General features: G+C 35.8%; 13 protein-coding genes. 6 read left to right on the top strand and 7 right to left on the bottom strand.

Annotated features, from left to right (window positions below):
* The first annotated feature begins 6 nt into the window (after positions 1–6).
* Both purQ and cysK read left to right on the top strand, forming a co-directional pair.
* Positions 7–699, top strand: a complete 693-nt coding sequence (gene purQ, locus OXU93_RS03995) for a phosphoribosylformylglycinamidine synthase subunit PurQ (RefSeq protein WP_267384618.1) — start codon at positions 7–9, stop codon at positions 697–699.
* Positions 700–817: 118 nt separating this feature from the next.
* A complete protein-coding gene (cysK, locus tag OXU93_RS03990) occupies positions 818–1,783 on the top strand; it encodes a cysteine synthase A (RefSeq protein ID WP_267384617.1) in 966 nt (321 codons plus the stop codon).
* Positions 1,784–2,617: 834 nt separating this feature from the next.
* On the opposite strand, the gene OXU93_RS03985 is transcribed toward cysK, so the two are convergent.
* On the bottom strand, positions 2,618–2,953 hold the full coding sequence (locus OXU93_RS03985) for a hypothetical protein (RefSeq protein WP_267384615.1): 336 nt from the start codon (positions 2,951–2,953) through the stop codon (positions 2,618–2,620).
* Positions 2,954–4,247: 1,294 nt separating this feature from the next.
* On the opposite strand from OXU93_RS03985, the gene OXU93_RS03980 reads away from it, so the two are divergent.
* On the top strand, positions 4,248–6,509 hold the full coding sequence (locus OXU93_RS03980; RefSeq protein WP_267384613.1) for a PBP1A family penicillin-binding protein: 2,262 nt from the start codon (positions 4,248–4,250) through the stop codon (positions 6,507–6,509).
* Positions 6,510–6,564: 55 nt separating this feature from the next.
* Here OXU93_RS03980 and purH read toward each other — a convergent pair whose 3' ends face one another.
* Positions 6,565–8,115 (bottom strand): bifunctional phosphoribosylaminoimidazolecarboxamide formyltransferase/IMP cyclohydrolase, encoded by a 1,551-nt coding sequence (purH, locus tag OXU93_RS03975; protein ID WP_267384612.1) that lies wholly within the window; start codon positions 8,113–8,115, stop codon positions 6,565–6,567.
* Positions 8,116–8,230: 115 nt separating this feature from the next.
* Here purH and OXU93_RS03970 point away from each other — a divergent pair, with 115 nt between their 5' ends.
* Positions 8,231–8,596, top strand: a complete 366-nt coding sequence (locus tag OXU93_RS03970) for a YtxH domain-containing protein (RefSeq protein ID WP_267384611.1) — start codon at positions 8,231–8,233, stop codon at positions 8,594–8,596.
* A complete protein-coding gene (locus OXU93_RS03965; RefSeq protein ID WP_267384610.1) occupies positions 8,593–8,976 on the top strand; it encodes a DUF948 domain-containing protein in 384 nt (127 codons plus the stop codon). Before OXU93_RS03970 ends, OXU93_RS03965 begins: the two co-directional genes overlap by 4 nt.
* Before the next feature lie 325 nt (positions 8,977–9,301).
* On the opposite strand, the gene OXU93_RS03960 is transcribed toward OXU93_RS03965, so the two are convergent.
* Positions 9,302–10,603 carry a dihydrolipoamide acetyltransferase family protein gene (locus OXU93_RS03960; protein ID WP_267384609.1) on the bottom strand — a complete coding sequence of 434 codons (1,302 nt, stop codon included), beginning with the start codon at positions 10,601–10,603 and terminating at the stop codon, positions 9,302–9,304.
* 879 nt (positions 10,604–11,482) lie between these two features.
* On the opposite strand from OXU93_RS03960, the gene OXU93_RS03955 reads away from it, so the two are divergent.
* Positions 11,483–15,472 (top strand): magnesium chelatase subunit H, encoded by a 3,990-nt coding sequence (locus tag OXU93_RS03955; protein ID WP_267384608.1) that lies wholly within the window; start codon positions 11,483–11,485, stop codon positions 15,470–15,472.
* 394 nt (positions 15,473–15,866) lie between these two features.
* Here the strand turns inward: OXU93_RS03955 and OXU93_RS03950 are convergent, their stop codons facing one another.
* The 4 genes from OXU93_RS03950 to OXU93_RS03935 form a co-directional block, all read right to left on the bottom strand.
* A complete protein-coding gene (locus tag OXU93_RS03950) occupies positions 15,867–17,249 on the bottom strand; it encodes an MFS transporter (RefSeq protein ID WP_267384607.1) in 1,383 nt (460 codons plus the stop codon).
* A 126-nt stretch (positions 17,250–17,375) separates the two neighbouring features.
* Positions 17,376–18,221, bottom strand: a complete 846-nt coding sequence (gene recO / locus OXU93_RS03945) for a DNA repair protein RecO (RefSeq protein ID WP_267384606.1) — start codon at positions 18,219–18,221, stop codon at positions 17,376–17,378.
* Between the two features lie 27 nt (positions 18,222–18,248).
* On the bottom strand, positions 18,249–18,929 hold the full coding sequence (deoC, locus tag OXU93_RS03940; RefSeq protein ID WP_267384605.1) for a deoxyribose-phosphate aldolase: 681 nt from the start codon (positions 18,927–18,929) through the stop codon (positions 18,249–18,251).
* Positions 18,930–19,410: 481 nt separating this feature from the next.
* On the bottom strand, positions 19,411–20,355 hold the full coding sequence (locus OXU93_RS03935; protein ID WP_267384604.1) for a F0F1 ATP synthase subunit gamma: 945 nt from the start codon (positions 20,353–20,355) through the stop codon (positions 19,411–19,413).
* Positions 20,356–20,404 lie beyond the last annotated feature (49 nt).

The raw sequence follows: 20,404 nt of genomic DNA, 5'->3' as shown, positions 1-20,404 counted from the left end.
ACAACTATGAAATTTGGCATTGTAGTTTTTCCAGGGTCCAACTGTGATCGTGATATAGCAACAGTTACCCGAAGTTTGTTACACCAACCAACTCGTATGATATGGCACCAAGAGACAGATCTTTCCGATTTAGACGTAGTGGTAATTCCAGGAGGATTTAGTTATGGAGACTATCTACGCTGTGGAGCGATTGCTCGCTTTTCGTCGGTTATACAACAAATCATAATTCACGCTGACAAAGGGAAATGGGTATTAGGAATATGTAATGGATTTCAGATCCTAACGGAAATTGGGTTATTGCCCGGAGTATTAATTCGTAATCAAAACTTACATTTCATTTGCGATCAGATTGCTCTAAGGGTTGAAAATAATCGTCTGCCTTGGACACAAGTATATAGATCAAAACAGATTATTACTCTCCCTATCGCTCATGGAGAAGGCCGTTACTATGCAGGGCAAAATACCCTTAAAAGTTTAGAAGATAACGAGCAAATTCTGTTTCGTTATTGTGGATCCAATGGCGAAATTAATGAGTCTCAAAATCCTAATGGTTCCCTTAATAATATTGCTGGAATTTGCAATCGAAAGGGCAATGTTTTAGGGATGATGCCTCATCCAGAACGTGCTTCAGATCCCCTTTTAGGGGCTATAGATGGACTAAGATTATTCGAAGGGTTAATTCAAGAACAATTGCCATAACTTAAAATAGGGGGACATGCCTTAGTGTAAAGAAATTCTAAAGAATGCGATTAAACAGGCAGTCGAGATATTAAAACGAAGGGATCATAAAACAAGTAGACATCAATTAAAAATCAATATGAGAATTGCCCATAATATTACAGAGTTAATTGGTCGTACACCGCTAGTACAATTGAACCGAATTCCTCAAGCAGAGAGATGTGTAGCCCAGATTGTTGTTAAATTAGAGGGAATGAACCCATCAGCCTCAGTCAAAGATCGTATTGGGGTGAATATGATTAATTCCGCAGAACGTGAAGGACTAATTGTCGCAGGTGAGACTCTCCTAGTGGAACCTACCTCTGGTAATACTGGGATTGCATTAGCTATGGCCGCAGCCGCAAAAGGATATAAGTTAATTTTGACTATGCCCGACACCATGAGTCAAGAGCGACGGGCAATGTTAAAAGCCTATGGCGCGCAATTAGAGCTAACTCCTGGAGTTGAGGGTATGAGTGGCTGTATTCGACGTGCCGATGAACTGGTAAAGACCTTACCAAACGCCTATATGCTTCAACAATTTAACAATCCTGCTAATCCTGAGATTCATCGCCAAACCACTGCTCAAGAAATTTGGGAAGATACCAATGGACGGGTAGATATTATCATTGCAGGAGTGGGTACTGGGGGAACTATCACTGGAGTGGCCGAAGTACTTAAACAACGTAAACCAACTTTTCAAGCGATAGCTGTTGAACCAGCGAATAGCCCTGTCTTATCAGGGGGAAGCCCGGGCGGTCATAAAATTCAAGGAATAGGGGCAGGTTTTATTCCTGAAGTTCTCAAGGTAGAGTTAATCAACGAAGTAGTAACAGTGACTGATGATGAAGCCATTGTTTATAGTCGTCGTTTAGCGAGAGAAGAAGGGCTATTATCAGGAATTTCTACAGGGGCAGCTTTGGCCGCTGCTATTAAAGTTGCTCAACGTCCTGAAAATACAGGTAAATTGCTTGTCATGATTCAACCTAGTTTTGGAGAACGTTATCTAAGTACTCCTCTCTTTAAAGATTTAAAGACATTTCAACCAAACCATAACCAATATTGATCAGAGGATAAATTTGCTAGTAAGATTAACGGTAATTTTTTAGCAGACCTGTTGAGAGTTTGCTTACTACATCTAAAGCCTTTATTTCTACTTCTGATCTTCAAGAAAGATACGTTACAATACAATTCTGCCTTCAGAAATTAAAATTTGTACTAGATTCAGATAGTTTGTCTCCTATTAATGATATAACCCTAGGTTATATCATTAATTAGATAAGTTATGTGTATAAGTAAATTTAACAGGACTAATAAATAAAATAAACTCATTAAAAATTGATTGTTTACAATAACAACTCCCTTTTTTATTATTTTATTTTGAGCAGCTTATTAAGTAGAATCAAAAACGTTGGTTAAGTAAATAACTATTTTTTAATATGAATAAAATAATTAGATCAATAACCCTATTATTGTTGATTTAGTCGACCTGACAGAAAGTTTTCTATAACACTTTTTACGTCTACTATCACATCAGGAAACTGTTCACTAATAATATTTTCACATGTTAGGGGATTTCAGTTAAATCTTTATCTCTGCAATGATTAAAATCTTCACAAAACAATTCTTTAGCTGGCTATATTTAACTTCTGTAAGTATTGCCAAAATGGATGCAATTAGATACACTTACTGACTTAGAGGTTTTTCCTATGCTAATAAATTTAATTAGTTTACATTTTGCTTACTATGTTTTTTTAGTCCCACTCTTGGTCCAAAGTGAAGAATCTAACGAATTACGTACTTGTTAAAGCAAAATTATATCGGTTAGCGATAAATACAAAAAATCTAGTCATAAATTATGCTTCCAAAATTAAAATTGGATATTTTGTCCATATATCTACTAAAAAGGAAGTGAAGACCTAACTCTTTCTTCATACACAGGTATTCTCTTACGAATATCGATGGAAGGATAATTATATTTATCAAACACCCGTATTCTAGTTTGAGGTCTTCTTTCGTTTTCCAAACCTACATTAAGGCGACCATTTTCGGTATATATTCTCATGTTAGTTCTACTACGGTGACGGCGTTCATTGGAAAGATTAATGTGAATATCATCACCCAATTCTATAATTTGAGCCTTGACTGGAAAGTCAAATAATGAGATTAAACTGATAAATAAACTAGTTGCAAGTAATTCTAAGATAAAATTTTTTTTCATGAGTAGTTTTTCCAAAAAAGTGTGCTGGAATATTTTAAGATATTAGATATCTAGTAGAAATTATATATTTGTAATTACTATTGTTTCTTCACCCATTTGTATGATTTACGTAGTTAGTAAGCATTTAAATCAGTATTAATCTTCTAAATTTAATTATGACTATTTGTTCAATATCTCAAAAGTGACTTTAGCCTCAATTTTATTAAAATGATAAGTAAATATATATCTAATAATTACTCAATAACAGTATGTTATTTTAACTGTGACTATTTATCATGAATAACTTACATAGTTGAACAATTATGTAAGTTATAAAAGCTACTATAAATTAATCTTTTATACAGAACAAAGATGATGATATAGATTTAATTTTTGAAATTTATAAATTTTGCGTATAGTTCTTTGTTTTCAAACTTATTTTTAATGGGAATAATTCTACTGATTATATAATCAATATTAACTCTAAATTTAGAGTACTACTTTGAGTCCGTCGATAATTAGTGCAATCAATTATAGTGCGATTGCAATTCTAGAATTAAACAGCAAGAATATTCTGATCTATTAAGCTGAATCCACTTGTGTGATAAATAAGTTGTCCGATATTCATATCTTTATTAATGGAAATACTTATCAATAAAGATATGAATAGTATTTTTATACTAAAAAAATAGATTTTATCTAAATAACTAATTACTAAACTTTACTCAAAAAACTAAAAATATAACTATTTCTCCTACTTTTAAAATTAGTTATTTGAACCTTTCTAGCTTCTTTAAAAAAAGAAATTTAATATATATTATTGACTAATATTTAATAAAATTAAAAACAGAATTTAGTTGCTAATCAGACAATTTTAAAAAAAAATTCAAATCATACAATAGCATAGCAATATTACCATTCATTTAGTGACTAAAGCATAAAAGTTTAAAAGGAGGATCAAATTACTAAAAATTTTGGCATAAATACTATTTATCAAAAAGTGAATGTTATAAACATTAGCCACAGTTAACTAATTAAGCAGTAATATAAGCTTAAAGTCTCATTAAAGTGGATATTTTAAAGAAGCTCTTTAAATGAATATTTTGTTTAATTGCCGCATTTATTGACTTTTTCTTAAAGTCTGTCTTTTTGTATAAAAACTTTTACTCCTAAATAATTAATTAATACCTACCATGTATTTTTAAAAATTTATTTTAGCTATCTTTAAAAAGTTATTGCGTTTTCTAAAAAAAAAACATACTATGTAATAGCCAAACTCGTTTTATGCTTACTTAAAATATTTAGACTAAAAGCCATAAAATAGTAGGATATGCCCTCAAAACCGTCATCGCCTCCCAACCCCCCCTTTAGTAAACTAGTTACCCAAGTAGTACAAAAACTTGGAAAAGGAAAACTCAGTCCTGAAACTCTTAAAAAAGGAGAAAAAGTTCCAGAATTACGAATACAAAATAAAGAAGGAGATAAATTTCAAGTCTACTCGTTAATTGGTGACCGCTATATTGTGGGACGGAGTTCAAAGTTATGTGACATTTTCATTGCTAATAGTTTTGTTAGTCAAGTTCATTGTTCTCTACGCCGTGATAAAAACAATCCGCAACACTTTATTCTCAAAGACGAACACTCTACTAACGGAATTTACCATAACAGACGACGCATTCAAAATCTTTCCTTACGCCATAGAGATGTCGTTATCCTTGGACCCCCAGAATTAGCTAAAACTGCTAAACTGACTTACTATAATCCTCCTCCTATTTGGCGTAGATTAATTTCCTATACCCTACATGGAACTGTTGGACTATTTACCCTTTTGAGTGCAATCATTATCTGGGAGAGCCGTAAATATGATGTAATGCCACTTCCATCAGGGGTCAGTGGTCCAGTGATTGTCTATGCAAGAGATAACAAAACTCCCTTAAACCCTATTATTCAAAGTACCCACCAAGAACTTAGCAGTTTGCAAGATTTTTCTCCCTATTTACTTAAGGCTCTCATTGCATCAGAGGATACTCGTTTCTATTGGCATTTTGGAGTCGATCCCTACGGTATTGTTCGTGCTTTAATCATTAATTCAAAAGATCAAGGCATTCATCAAGGAGCGAGTACTTTAACTCAACAACTAGCTCGTAGTCTCTTCGCTGAAGTAGGATGGGAAAATACGACTGGTCGCAAATTAAGGGAAATGATTGTTTCCTTAAAATTAGAAGCTGTTTACAGTAAAAATGAAATCTTAAAAACTTATCTCAACCAAGTTTACCTAGGGAATAGTCTCTATGGTTTTGAAGATACAGCCCAATTTTATTTTGACAAATCAGCCAGAAATTTGACAATTTCCGAAGCGGCTACCTTGGTGGCGATGTTACCTGCACCAAATCTCTACAACCCTGTTCAGAATTATAATACTTCTGTTCAACTCCGAAATCGTGTCATCACTCGCATGGCAAAACTAGGAATGATCAAGCCTGAACAAGCTGATCGTCAACGGCGATCACGCATAGAAATTAGTCCTAAAGCTAGAAAAACTTTATCAAATTTGATTGCTCCATACCTTTATAGTCATATTTTCAAAGAACTAAGGACTCTTTTAGGCAATGAATTAGCGAAAGAGGGGAATTTTATTGTGGAAACAGGGTTAGACCTTAAGTTACAGTCTAAAGCTGAAAAGAAACTACGAGATCATGTTAAAACTATAGGCCCGACATACAAGTTCTCTCAAGGGGCAATTGTCACCTTAAATACCCGCACTGGAGAAATTTTAGCTTTGGTGGGAGGAGTAGACTATGGACAAAGTCAATTTAACCGTGTTACTCAGGCTAAACGTCAACCTGGATCAATTTTTAAGGTGTTCGGCTATGCGGCGGCAATTGAACAAGGAATTTCCCCTAGCCAAGTTTATTCTTGTGGAAGATTACGCTGGATGGGACAACAATACAAACCTTGTGAACGTAGTAGTGGAGATATAGACATGTATAGAGGGATGGCACAGTCAGAAAATGCAATTGCCCTCAGAGTTGCCAAAGATACAGGGCTAAATCGAGTGATTGAGATGGCTCAACGGTTGGGAGTAGAATCAGTATTAACGCGATCACCAGGACTGGTTTTAGGACAAAGTGAGGTCACTGTTTTAGAAATGGCTGGAGCCTATGCTACCTTTGCTAATCAAGGGGTCTGGAACCGCCCCCATGCAATTCAGCGCATCTTTGACGGGGGAGACTGTTCCGATGTAAATAATTGGCGAACGTGTCGAGTTATTTACGATTACAATCTTAATAAGGATAAAACTAATCAGAGAAAGGTGATATCTTATCAATTGGCTCAAACTATGACCAATCTATTACGGGGAGCTGTACAAAGGGGGACTGGAAGATCAGCCAGCATTGGGTTAGAAGAAGTAGGGAAAACAGGAACTACCAACAAAGCTGTAGATCTTTGGTTTGTGGGCTATATTCCAGGCAAAAATCTAGTAACCGGGGTATGGTTAGGTAATGATGACAGCTCCTCAACTAGGGGCAGCAGCAGCCAAGCAGCGGCTCTATGGAGGGACTACATGAAGGAAGGGTTAGTTTCTAGGTAATCCCTCTGCTTTTTTCTTTCTAGCTGTATCAATTTAGAAGATTCTCTTATAGAAATTAATGTAGAAAATGTCTTCTTCCAGTGAACATCATAACTAATCCTAACTCATTAGCCGCCGCAATAGAATCTTTATCCCGTAATGAGCCTCCAGGTTGTACAATAGCGACAATCCCCGCTTCTGCTGCGGTGCGTACTGAGTCATCAAAGGGAAAAAAACCATCGCTAGCAAGAACTCCTCCTTTCGCCGCATTTCCAGCCTCTTCTAGAGCAATTCTGACGGCACCGACCCGATTCATTTGACCAGCACCAATCCCCAAGGTTGTACGATCTTTTGTTACGACAATGGCATTTGATTTGACATGCTTTGTTACTTTCCAAGCAAACAACAATTCTGCCAATTGTTTAGAAGTTGGTTGTTTTTCTGTAGCAATATTCCATTCCTCAGGAGTGTCTACCTGATCGTCAGATGCTTGCACCAAAAATCCCCCTGCGATAGCTTTAACCATGTGTTTTGGCCCGTTAATCAAACCAGGTAATAATAAGACACGAATCTTAGGTTTAGCAGACAAGATCATCTTAGCTTCCTCGTCGCATCCTGGGGCAAGCACGCATTCTAAAAAGGTTTTTGTTAATTGACTTGCTGTATCTTTATCTAGAGGTTGATTAACTGCTACAATGCCCCCGAAAGCTGAAATTGAATCTGCGTTAAATGCCTTTTCATAAGCATCAACTAACGTTTTTCCCATCGCCATCCCACAGGGATTTGTGTGTTTAAGAATGACAACAGCTGCTTCTTTAGAGTTAAATTCAGCAATAATACGCCGCGCTGCTTCTAAATCCACTAAGTTATTATAACTTAGCTCCTTACCCTGCAATTTAACCGCCTCAGTCCATCCCGATGCTTGAGTTCCAGTTTGATACCAGACTGCACTTTGATGAGGATTTTCTCCATAACGAAGAGACTGGAATTGAGCCCCTGAAAGAGTAAAACGACTTGGCAAAGGAGGCTGTGTTTCTAAGGCAAGGGTCATAAAATAATTGGTGATTGCTCCATCATAACTATGAGTTAGAGCAAAGGTTTCTCTTGCCATGTTTTGACGAAACGTCAGGGAAACTTTCCCGTTGTTTTGTTCTAACTCCTGTAGATAGCTATTGTAATATCGAGGATCAGACAAAACCGTAACATGGGTAAAGTTTTTGGATGCTGCCCTCAATAAGGTTGGTCCACCAATATCGATTTTCTCAATAGCCTCAGCCATTGTAAAATGGGTTTGAGCAATTGTCTCTTCAAAAGGATAGAGGTTGACGACCACTAAATCAATTGGACGAATTTGATTAGACTCCATCTCCTGTCCATCTTGAGATAAATCTCGTCGTCCCAAAATGCCCCCATGAATCCGAGGGTGTAGGGTTTTAACTCGTCCCCCCAAGATTTCTGGTGACCCGGTATAATCACTAATTCTAGTAACCGGAAGTCGGGCTTCTTGTAATATATCTGCCGTTCCTCCACTACTGATTAACTCAAAGTCAAATTTATGAACCAATTGTTGAGCAAGATCGATAATTCCGGTTTTGTCCGATACGCTCAGTAGTGCTAAACGCGCCATGAAGCCCTAATCTCCCGATGTTGACTATTACTTAGGATCATTATGACATTGCTCATCAAGTCCTAAGGTTTGACTTTAGAATAAAATTACAATTACTAAAATTTTGCAGATAGCAATGTCTAATAATAACAAAAGTAGTATTTTAGTCCTAGGGATAGTTATTGGTGGGGTACTGGGGACAGTAACCGGCATTTTGATGGCCCCTCGTTCAGGGAAGGAAACAAGACGTATTCTCAAGAAATCAGCAGATGCTTTACCGGAGATGGCTGAAGATCTATCGACGACAGTGCAATTACAAGCTGATCGACTGTCAGAGTCAGCACTTCAGAATTGGAATGACACTCTGGCAAGACTTAAAGACACAATAGCAGCTGGGCTTGAAGCAAGTCAGGAGAATTTTAAAGGCTCTCAAAGTTCTCCGTCACAGATAACTATGGATTCTGTCCCCCCTGCTAAATCTCCTTCAGGTAAACAAGCGTGATTAACCCTATTTTTTGGCTTGGACTTTCTTTGCTTTTGGTAACTGTCAGTTTGACAGTATTTTTGATGGTTGCTGTACTTGTTTATATAGAGTTGGTAAAAGCAGCTCGCAGTGTAGAAGAACTTTGTGATACTCTCAATCGTGAACTTCCCCCTGCCCTAGAATCTATTCGTCTGACAGGATTAGAAATTACGGAATTGACAGATGAGCTTCATAATGGGGTTAAAAATGCTTCAGATGTAGCCAGAAAAGTTGATATCACTTTAAGCCAAACCCAAAAACAGGTCGGTCTTGTTCAAGAGGGAAGCCACCGAGTTGTGATTGGACTGAAAGCAGCTTGGCAAAAGTGGCATAGTTATTCAACCCAAAAAGACTGGTAATTAAAAACATAAAAGATGAGAACTCAAAATGTAATGATTATATTGTCGGCAAATAATTTCATTCAGAACAGATAAATTACTCAAATGTATGTTGAAATAACTCAGAAATATTCAACTGTATTAAGAACAACGAAGTTTAATGACTTAAGCTATGAATTAGTGCCTGACTCCTATGACGCCAATTCAAGACAAACTAAAAATAAGCTTTGTAGTACATTATTTAAACAAGTACAGTTGTGGACAGAACAATAAATTTAACTTGGTAGATTTATAAAAAAACTAAAATTAGAATTGGGGAGTATAATTCCCCCTTACTAATTGTTGATCACATTGTCAGTAATTGAACGTCGGTTTCGATTAACTTAGCTAAATCTTGCAAAAATGCAGCTGCGTGTGCTCCATAAATTACTCGATGATCGCAGGTAATATTTACTGCCATCTGATGTTTGACTCCGGTCAATCCTTCTGGGGTTACTACTACTTGGGGATGAGATTTTCCAATAGCTAAAATTGCTCCTTGCCCTGGAGGTAAAATTGCATCAAAACGATCCACTCCAAACATTCCTAAATTCGAGATAGTAATACTTCCATTTTTATATTCTTGAGGTTGCAATTGTTTTAATCTGGCACGTTCTACTAAATCCTTCCAAGTGCGAGACAAAGAATAAATGTCGACCTGATCAGCATTTTGTAGAACAGGAGTGATCAATCCCCCATCAGGCATTGCTACTGCCAGCGCAACGTTAATCGAGCTATTGTAGTGGATTCCTTGGTCACTGTAATTAGCATTGACTAAAGGATGTTTTTGAAGGGTAACAGCCACTGCTTTTGCTAATAAAGCAGTCATAGTCACTCCTTTTAGTTTAATTATTTTATAGAGTTTATCTAAACCATCAGTAGTAATCGTATAACCTACATGATAAGTAGGAACTTGCACTGTCGCCATCATATTTTGTACTACTGCTTTTTGTAGGATAGTGAGAGGAACAGTTTCTCCTGATGAGATTACAGATACAGGAGTCGGCGACACACTCGGAGTAGGAGTAGATTGAGCTGTAGAGGATGAAGTCGGAGTAGTAGTTAAAATTGAGGAACTACCAGTAGCCTCTTCTACATCTTCAGCAACTATGCGTCCATAGGGTCCACTACCTTGAAGAGTTGTGAGATCAATGTTCCACTTTTTAGCTAGTTTCTTCGCTCGTGGCGAAGCAATTATACGGACATTTGTATTATAATCTTCATTGTTTTTAGAAGTATTTATTGATAAAGTTGTTGCTGGTATTGTGATTGATTCAGGCGCGGAGATTGAAACTACAGTTGGAGAGTTTTTTTGAGGAACTTGTGTTGAGAGCGAGGAGTTTTTTTGCTGTGCTTGAGCGATTTCTACTTGGGTATCTGCTACAAAGGCGATCGCTTCTCCTACGGGAGCTTCTTGCCCAGCTTCTACTAAAATGGTAGCCAGATAACCCTCATGAAAAGATTCCACATCCATATCTGCTTTATCTGATTCAATCACAACGACAGTTTCTCCTTTTTCCACTTTGTCCCCTGGAGACTTTGTCCAAGAAACTATTTTTCCCTCGGTCATAGTGGAACTGAGTGCAGGCATGAAAATATCATGAATCATAAAGTAACCTTCTCTTTAAGTATTTTAATAGGCAGTTAAATTTATGCCAGACTAAATTTTATCATTATTTGTGAATCTTTTTGAGCATAATACTATAGTTATTACTCTGTTTTAATCAGATAGATAAAAAATACGGTCGTCAAATTATATCGGTTATGACATTGGCTTTACATATAAACATCAAGAGTAATGTTAAATTACTTAATTAATATTTTCTAAAATTTTAAATACTTTATTTGCTATATTTACCCAGTAATGGATACTTGAAAATATTTAAATTTCAATGAAGTTTTTAACTCAAAATAACAACTAGTTATAATTTAAAGGAAATAGACTAAAGCTGAGGGATTGTACTTAAATTTTATTGTTTTATCAATAAATAAATTTTAACTAGCTTTTAAAAAAAATAAATATTACTTGAAATTACTACTATACATTACCATTTTATGGTTAATAATACTTGGCTAAACAAAGAATTTTTTATATGTTAAATTAACTAAAATTAGTAAAATATTTTAATTTCTTATATACGGATTAAAGATCTTCTATATTCACACTTGCTTCAAGCTTATCAAATAAATTACTAAAGCATCATAGTAATGATGATGTAGGCTTAATTATTTAAATGATAAATCTATCAATGAATATGAACTTGACTTGTATAAACAAGAAAAGAGTAATTACCATTGTTAGGATATCGATTTTTGTAAAGAAATATTCTATATTTCTTTACAAAATATGTCAAATGTTTGAAAAACTGCCTGTTTGATAGCTATTTTTGGTAGAAACACATATAGAACTTATCAATTTTTTTTATAACTCTGAATTTAAGAGTTTACAGTGTTTAGACCATCTTAAAACTAAGGAGTACCGTAATAAATGTTTACTCACGTAAAGTCCACCATTCGCCATATCATTCCAGAGGCAGTTAATGGTCGTTCTTTGTTAAAGGTGGTCTATGTTGTTTTAGAACCACAGTATCAAAGTTCCCTTTCAGCTGCTGTTGAAGCAATCAATAAGAACAACCCTAAATTGGCTATAGAAATTAGTGGCTACCTCATTGAAGAACTCAGAAATCCTGAAAACTATGAAGAATTTAAGCGTAATGTCGCAAACACTAACTTGTTTATTGCTTCTTTAATTTTTATTGAAGATTTAGCGGATAAAGTGGTGGATGCAGTGGAACCCCATCGAGATAATTTAGATGCTGTAGTAGTTTTTCCCTCTATGCCCCAGGTAATGCGCTTAAACAAATTGGGCAGCTTTTCTATGGCTCAGTTGGGACAGTCTAAGAATGTAATCGCACAATTTATGCGTAGGCGGAAGGAAAATTCTAGTGTAGGATTTCAAGACGCTATGTTGAAATTATTGCGGACTTTACCACAAGTTTTGAAGTATCTTCCAGTAGAAAAAGCTCAAGATGCTCGCAATTTTATGTTGAGTTTCCAATATTGGTTGGGAGGGTCTTCAGAAAATTTAGAAAATTTTCTGGTAATGTTGGCTCATAAATATTCTTATCCAGGTCTTCTCGAAGATAAAACCATTGGGTATCAGGATCCAGTAGTCTATCCTGACATGGGAATTTGGCACCCCTTATCGGTGGAAATGTTTAAGGATGTTTCTTCTTATTTAAGCTGGTTCAACAGTCGCATAGATATTTCCGATAACTTGAAAAACTCTTTGTCTCCTTGTATTGGTTTGATTTTACAAAGGACTCACCTAATAACAGGAGATGATGCACATTATGTAGCTACAGTACAGGAATTAGAAGCCATGGGAGTGCGAGTACTTCCTGTATTTTCAGGAGGGTTAGATTTTTCTAAGCCGGTAGATGCTTATTTTTTAGATCATAGTAAAGGGGAGAGAATAATTCCTATTGTCGATGCAGTGGTTTCTTTGACTGGTTTTGCTTTAGTCGGAGGACCAGCTCGTCAAGACCATCCTAGGGCAATTGAGTCATTAAAACGCCTTAACCGTCCTTATATGTGTACGCTACCTCTTGTGTTTCAAACTACTCAAGAATGGGAAGAAAGTGATTTGGGATTACATCCAATTCAAGTAGCATTACAAATAGCTATCCCTGAATTAGATGGAGCGATCGAACCTATTGTCCTCTCAGGCCGGGACGGAAATACGGGAAAAGCAATTGCACTGCAAGATCGCATCGAGGCAGTTGCCCAACGCGCAATAAAATGGGCTAATCTACGGAAAAAACCTAGACTAGAGAAAAGGGTGGCTATTACTGTGTTTAGTTTTCCTCCTGACAAGGGGAATGTAGGTACCGCTGCATATTTGAATGTCTTTGGATCTATTTATGAGGTAATGACAGCATTAAAAGACAATGGTTACTGGATAGAAGATCTACCTAAATCTCCTAAAGCATTAATGGAAACAGTGATTCATGATGCGCAAGCAGAATATACATCCCCAGAGTTAAACATAGCCTATCGTATGCCTGTTGAACAGTATAAGCAGTTAACTCCTTATTCAGTTAGATTAGAGGAAAATTGGGGTCCTCCTCCAGGTAATTTAAATAGTGATGGGCAAAATTTATTAATCTATGGAAAACAGTTTGGTAATATTTTTATTGGAGTTCAACCAACTTTTGGTTATGAAGGGGATCCCATGCGGCTACTATTTTCGAAATCCGCTAGTCCTCATCATGGATTTGCAGCCTATTACACCTATTTAAACCAAGTTTGGAAAGCAGATGCAGTATTACATTTTGGAACCCATGGATCATTAGAATTTATGCCAGGAAAACAGATGGGAATGTCGGGGGAATGTTATCCTGATACTCTTATTGGCACAATTCCCAATCTGTATTACTATGCTGCAAACAATCCTAGTGAAGCAACTATTGCCAAACGTCGTAGTTATGCGGAAACTATATCTTATTTGACTCCTCCTGCCGAGAATGCAGGGTTATACAGGGGTTTAAAAGAATTAAGCGAATTAATTAGTTCTTATCAAACTCTTAAAGATAGTGGTCGGGGAATTGCCATTGTTAATGCAATCATGGACAAATGTCGCCTAGTAAATTTGGATCAGGATATTGAAATGCCTGATATCGATGCTAAAGACATGACGTCTGAACAACATAATAATATTATCGGCTCTGTTTATAGAAAATTGATAGAAATTGAATCTCGTTTATTACCCTGTGGACTTCATACTATTGGCAAACCTCCTACTGCAGAAGAAGCGATTGCAACCTTAGTTAATATTGCTTCTTTAGATCGTAAAGAAGAAGACATTATTTCTTTACCTCGTATTATTGCTAATACTTTAGGACGGGATATCGAGAAAATTTATCAAAACAGTGACCGTGGAGTCTTAGAAGACGTTGAATTGCTACAACAAATTACACTTTCTACTCATAAAGCTGTTACTTCGTTAGTTCAAGCACAAACAAATGCAGATGGACGAGTTTCCTTTACTTCTAAACTTAGTTTTTTTAAAATGAGTAGAAAGTGTCCTTGGGTAGAAACTCTGCATCAATTAGGATATAATGATATTGACCAAGAAGCATTGAAATCCTTATTTGAATACCTAGGATTTTGTTTAGAAAAAATTTGTGCTAATAACGAATTAGAAGGATTGCTTAAAGCATTAGAAGGAGAATATATTTTACCTGGACCTGGGGGAGATTTAATTCGTAATCCAAATGTCTTACCTACTGGAAAAAATATACATGCATTAGATCCCCAATCTATTCCTACTTTAGAAGCAGTTAGATCTGCTAAAGTAGTTGTGGACAGATTATTGGAACGCCAAAAAAATAAAAGTGGAGGGAATTATCCTGAAACTATTGCCTGTGTTTTATGGGGAACTGACAATATCAAAACTTACGGTGAATCACTGGCACAAATCATGTGGATGGTGGGGGTTAAGCCTGTTCCCGATGCCTTGGGAAGGGTTAATAAGTTAAAATTAATTTCTCTCGAAGAATTAGGACGCCCGCGTATTGATGTAGTAGTTAACTGTTCTGGAGTTTTTCGTGATTTATTCATTAACCAAATGAATTTATTGGACCAAGCAGTTAAAATGGCAGCAGAAGCGAATGAACCTATCGAGATAAACTATATTCGTAAACACGCTCTAGAGCAAGCAGATAAATTAGGAATTAACCTTCGTGCAGCAGCGACTCGTGTATTTTCTAACGCTTCTGGCTCATATTCTTCTAACATAAATTTAGCAGTAGAAAATAGCAGTTGGGAGGAAGAAAAAGAGTTACAAAATATGTATCTCAACCGAAAAGGTTTTGCTTTTGATTCTGATAATCCAGGGGTTATGAAAGATAACCGCAAGATATTTGAATTTGCATTAAGAACTGCCGATGCTACTTTTCAAAATTTAGATTCATCAGAAATAAGTTTAACGGATGTCTCACATTATTTTGATTCTGATCCCACAAAAGTTGTTTCCAGTTTACGAGAAGATGGGAAAAAACCTATTTCCTACATTGCTGATACGACCACTGCTAATGCACAAGTTCGCACTCTTACAGAAACTGTACGTTTAGATACACGTACTAAGTTATTAAACCCTAAATGGTACGAAGGAATGTTATCTCATGGTTATGAGGGAGTCAGAGAGCTTTCTAAGCGTTTAGTTAATACAATGGGATGGTCTGCAACTGCTGATGCAGTAGATAATTGGGTTTACGAAAACGTGAATACGACATTTATTGAAGACAAAAAAATGTGTGAACGTCTGATGAATTTAAACCCTAATTCTTTTCGCAAAATAGTATCTACTTTATTGGAAGTAAATGGGCGAGGTTACTGGAAAACTTCAGTAGAGAACTTAGAAAACTTACAAAATCTATATCGGGAGATTGATGACAAAATTGAAGGATTAGAGTAAATTGTATCTGTTTTATTCGTTCTTAGTTGTTTAAGAAAACTCTAGATTATTACATCTACTCAAATCATACTAAACGATAAAATTTTATAGATTTATAAATTAATTTTGTTGCTAGTTATTTGATAAAAATAAATATATATCTTTGTAAATATTTTCTAAAATCTTACTCAATTAAATATATGAATATCAGCAGATAGTTCTGATATTGCGACATATAATTAATAAAAAATTTAACTTTTAAAAAAAGTTAAAAAAAGCAATAAAATATATAAAAATAAAATAATATATAAAGAATTTGCCGTTTTAACTCATAAAGAATATTCTCTGCTCTAGAGAAAACGATCCGGGCGACATAAAACATACTATGTATGTAGCTAAAAGATAACCATTATCTTTAATCAGTAAGTCTATTTTTCCTGATATCCCTCGTGAGAATTCCCCCTGTAACCGCCAATCCGGCTAAGATAAGTAAGACAGGTTTTAACCCTATTAAAGTTTCTGCAATACCAGCTAAAGCTAAAGGTAAAGATAAAGCAATATTAATTGCATTATTTTGTAAACCAAATACCTTACCCCTCATTTCCGCGGGAGTTTCTGATTGAATAATAGTTTGCATTGGAACTCCGACAAAAGCTGCAAATAAGCCTAAAAATGCGGTCATTAATAGGGTTAACCACAAACTATCTATGGATAAGGATAACCCCACCAAAGAAACTGCCATTCCCAAAGATCCCCACAATCCTAATTGATTTTTACGGAACTGTTCCCCCCAGTTGCCTAAAATTCCTGCCCCAAAAGCCATTCCTAGTCCTCCAAAAGCTAACAAAAAGCCAAATTGTTCAGCTTTTAACCCTGGAATTGTTTCGGATATTCTGACAGATAATACTGATAATGCGGCAAAAATACAAAAAAGAATTACTAGTTGAATTAAAGCATTGCAAATTCGACGATTATTATTAAGATAATGAAAACCATCACGAATATCTTTAAATACATGGGGACGTTCTTTTTTATAGTGTTCTCGTTTTTCTCCTGTTCTTAAAAAAATTAAAATCAAACCCGCTAACAAATAGGATAAAGCAACAACTAAGGATTTACCGAATTCCCAAGATAATCCCGCAAATTTAGCTAATGTTGCAGCCAATTCTAATAAAGGATCTCCAATAGCAAACCCGATAATGGTCATAGCCATCATAGTAGTAGTAAAGAGAGAATTAGCCGAAAGCAGATGACGACGTTCAACGATTAAGGGAATAGTAACTTGTTCTGCTGGAGCAAAAAATTGGGTAATAGTTGAATCTACAAAAGTTAACGTTAGGATAATTAAAAATCCTAAAGGAATAAAAAACTCATCTTGAATTTGAAATTGCCGCTGTCGTAACCAGACAGGGAGCCAAGCAACAGATAGTGCTAAGGTTTTGTCTTGGGATAACCAGATTAAGGGAGGAATCACAAAAACTAATATCCCTCGTATAAAATTAGAGATAACTAACACCCCCTTTTTTGACCACCGATCTATATAGACCCCAGCCAAGGAACCAAATAAAACCGCTGGAATAGTAAAAGCAATCATGATTGCTGATACCCAACCACTAATAGGTTGATTTTTTCCCTGAAAGTTACCAGCAATTAAAGCAATCATCAAAACTAGGTAAACTTTATCAGCCAATTGAGAAAAAATTTGTCCAACCCAAAGTGTTAAAAAATTTGGGTTCTGCAGAATAGGGACAAATCCTTGATTTATTGGTGGCTTAGAGGAGATAGATTGACGATCCATAGAATTAGGTTGACAGTTTTTTAGACAAAAATGGTAGAAGTTAGGGTTTAGAAATAAAAGTTTTCCTAGACATGGCTGCAGAAATAACAACTAATTTTGTAGTTAATCATACAATTCTATTCAATTCTAAAACTCCAATGAAGATAAACTATCTATGAGATCGGCTGACCGAAAAGTTGCCCCTAAGTGATATTGAGCATAATTACGTAACAGATGTTCAATACGAACCCACATTGTGGGCAGAGAATCATTAAGATAATCTGGAGGTAATATTTTTGTTGGTTGCGGGAGATCAAAGTGAACTAATTGTTGCAAAAGACTAAGTTCTACGGCATTGAGTTGCCAGTTAATTAAATACTGGGGTATCCTAGGTGATTCTTGTTGAGTTGATAAAGAAAATTCTGGATTTGTTAATTTAATCAAACCTCCTTCTTCAAAACTAAACCCTACTCGCCAATGAGGGTTATTAAAGTCTACTGACAACGTTTCACCAGTCAAACAACAAGTGTGAACTTGAGGCATAACTCCCGCAATTATTAAGAAATGAAACACCCCTTGGGCTAAATGACTATGTAAACTATGACTGGACGAGATTTTTTCAAGACGATGTAAATGTTCGTTGATGAGTTCGTATAGTTCCCTTTGAGGTTGTTTATCAGAAGCTATAGATAATACAAATTCAGCTAGATACTGACCAGCAGCTAATTTACCTAAATCTTTACTCAATCTAGAATAAGAGTTTAAGGTATCGGCTTGGATAATCCGATCAAGTGATCGTCCCTTTAGTATTAACAGATCATTAATCACAAATAACTCACTACGTCCGCTTAGTCTCGATGTATGTTTTCTTGCCCCTGGAACTACTGCTCGAATTAAACCGAATTCTGGGGAAAGAATTGTTACTAAATGATCAGCCTCCTTAAAAGGTATTCGTTTTAAAACAATCCCTGTAGTTTTATAAGTTCGACTCATTGACTCATTAGATTTTGTTAAAGTTCTCTAGACGTTTCGAGTCAGTTCGCGTTGTTGTTTCACTAAGTCGACTCCATAAGAAGTTCCCAAACGAGTTGCTCCTGCTTCGATTAAAGCCAAAGCTTGTTCAAAAGTCCTAATACCCCCAGAAGCTTTAATACCTATTCGTCCCCTAACAAGTTGCTTAAGATAACTTACATCAGCAACTGTTGCTCCCCCGAACCATCCGGTATTAGTCTTTAAATAAGTTGCCCCTCCATCCATACAAATTTCGACAGCAAGTTGTTTTTCTGTATCTGTTAATAAATTAGTTTCGAGAATAACCTTTACCGTTTGTTTTGTTTCTGAACAAATTTCGGCAATTTCCCGATAGATCTTGTCAGAAAGTCCAGCTTTTAACCATCCTAAATTTATTACCACATCGAGTTCTGTTGCCCCATTTTCTACTGCTTCTTGGGCTTCATAGAGTTTAACAGCTGAGGTAGTTGCTCCTGTAGGAAAACCAATCACTGTACAAACTTGAGTTTGCTTTCCTTTAAGTAATTCGGTTGCTTTACGTACCATTGAGGGATACACACAAACGCAGGGAAAGCTAAATTGGTTAGCTTGTTGGCAATACTGTTCTACTTCTTGAGTAATCCCTGTAGGACTAAGCAAAGCATGATCAATATAACTGGCAATGTCAATTTCTGAATTTACTACAGTCATAACTGTTTTTATTTTAGAACTATCCCTTCATATTGTATATTGTGACGTTAATTATCCCATCTAAATCAGAGATTCTATTTGAGTCTTATAATTTCTCAGATTAGGTTTTACTAGCTTTTAACGAGATTATATATGAGATTTGTTGTTTAATATTTATGGGGATGTTGATATCATCAATTATAATTAGTATTTAATATTTATAATTCTAATATATAAAATTAATAGTCAATTTATCCAGTTAATTTAAATAGCTGTTGTATGCATCATAGTTTGGAAAAAGTTATTTATTCAAATAAATATAAGTTCTCCTTTGATTTTCAACTTTTATATATATAAGAGTTAAAAATCAAAGGGGAACTTATGAAGTTGTATCATCAAGATAATAGAGTCCCTCAGGTGTTTTCTTTGTTTTAAAAGAGCGAGCGTCTAGAAAAATTTCTAAACGCTCAGAAGAGTGTCGAATTGTTCTAATAATTAATTCCTACAAAGCATTAGCACCGGCAACCACTTCCATTAACTGTTGAGTAATTGCTGCTTGACGCGCTTTATTGTAAGACAACGTTAGACTTCCAATTAACTGACCAGCATTATCACTCGCATTACTCATCGCCGTCATCCGAGCTGCTAATTCACTTGCCGATGCTTCTTGCAATCCTCTGAGTAATTGGTTATTAATATACAAAGGTAACAAAGAATCAAGAATTTGCAGAGGATCTTGTTCAAAGATCATATCTTGAGGGAAGCTCTCGAGCTCTTGAACGACTGTCTCCCTTTCCATACTTAATCTCCCTTCACGGGTAATTAAGCGAAATATTTCATCATCTTCAACTTCTAATCCCTGAAGGGTTAATGGTAATAAGGTTTGAACCACAGGACGAGAACTTATCAAAGAAACAAAACGAGTGTAAATTAACTCCACTCGGTCAACTGTTTCTGACAAGAATAAAGATAGTAACTCATCGGAAATAGACCCAGCTTCGTCAGCTGTAGGAATTTGATTTAATCCCGTATACTTAGTTAAGATAGGGGCATTACGATGGGAAAAATATTGGGTCGCTTTACGTCCAATAGTTATGTAGCAATAATCAAGTCCTTGAGCTTCTAATTCTTTTTGGCGTTGTTCTGCACGACGAATCACATAAGAATTGTAGCCACCACATAATCCTCGATCACCTGTAACAACAACTATCGCTACAGTTTTCACCTGTCTTTGCTTCAATAGGGGTAAATCGACCTCCTCATACTTGAGACGGTTGAGCAGATTATAAAGAACATTAGCTAAATCATCAGCAAAGGGACGAGTAGACATTACCTGTTCTTGAGCACGGCGAACCTTAGCAGCAGCTACCAGACGCATAGCCTCGGTAATTTTTTTTGTATTTTTGACGGATTGAATCCGATCACGGATAGCTTTGAGGTTAGGCATATTTTTTTTGGATTAATTATTCATAAGAGGTAGTGGGTGGTTAGTCTTC

Source organism: Cyanobacterium sp. uoEpiScrs1, from assembly GCF_947331815.1.
GTDB lineage: Bacteria > Cyanobacteriota > Cyanobacteriia > Cyanobacteriales > Microcystaceae > Rippkaea.
This window is presented reverse-complemented; position numbering and strand designations above follow the sequence as displayed.

Coding starts and splice junctions, on each gene's coding strand:
- cysK (WP_267384617.1), top strand. CDS start 818: ATGAGAATTGCCCATAATATTACAGAGTTAATTGGTCGTACACCGCTA.
- OXU93_RS03935 (WP_267384604.1), bottom strand. CDS start 20,355: ATGCCTAACCTCAAAGCTATCCGTGATCGGATTCAATCCGTCAAAAAT.
- OXU93_RS03955 (WP_267384608.1), top strand. CDS start 11,483: ATGTTTACTCACGTAAAGTCCACCATTCGCCATATCATTCCAGAGGCA.
- purH (WP_267384612.1), bottom strand. CDS start 8,115: ATGGCGCGTTTAGCACTACTGAGCGTATCGGACAAAACCGGAATTATC.
- OXU93_RS03970 (WP_267384611.1), top strand. CDS start 8,231: ATGTCTAATAATAACAAAAGTAGTATTTTAGTCCTAGGGATAGTTATT.
- OXU93_RS03960 (WP_267384609.1), bottom strand. CDS start 10,603: ATGATTCATGATATTTTCATGCCTGCACTCAGTTCCACTATGACCGAG.
- OXU93_RS03950 (WP_267384607.1), bottom strand. CDS start 17,249: ATGGATCGTCAATCTATCTCCTCTAAGCCACCAATAAATCAAGGATTT.
- deoC (WP_267384605.1), bottom strand. CDS start 18,929: ATGACTGTAGTAAATTCAGAAATTGACATTGCCAGTTATATTGATCAT.
- purQ (WP_267384618.1), top strand. CDS start 7: ATGAAATTTGGCATTGTAGTTTTTCCAGGGTCCAACTGTGATCGTGAT.
- OXU93_RS03980 (WP_267384613.1), top strand. CDS start 4,248: ATGCCCTCAAAACCGTCATCGCCTCCCAACCCCCCCTTTAGTAAACTA.
- recO (WP_267384606.1), bottom strand. CDS start 18,221: ATGAGTCGAACTTATAAAACTACAGGGATTGTTTTAAAACGAATACCT.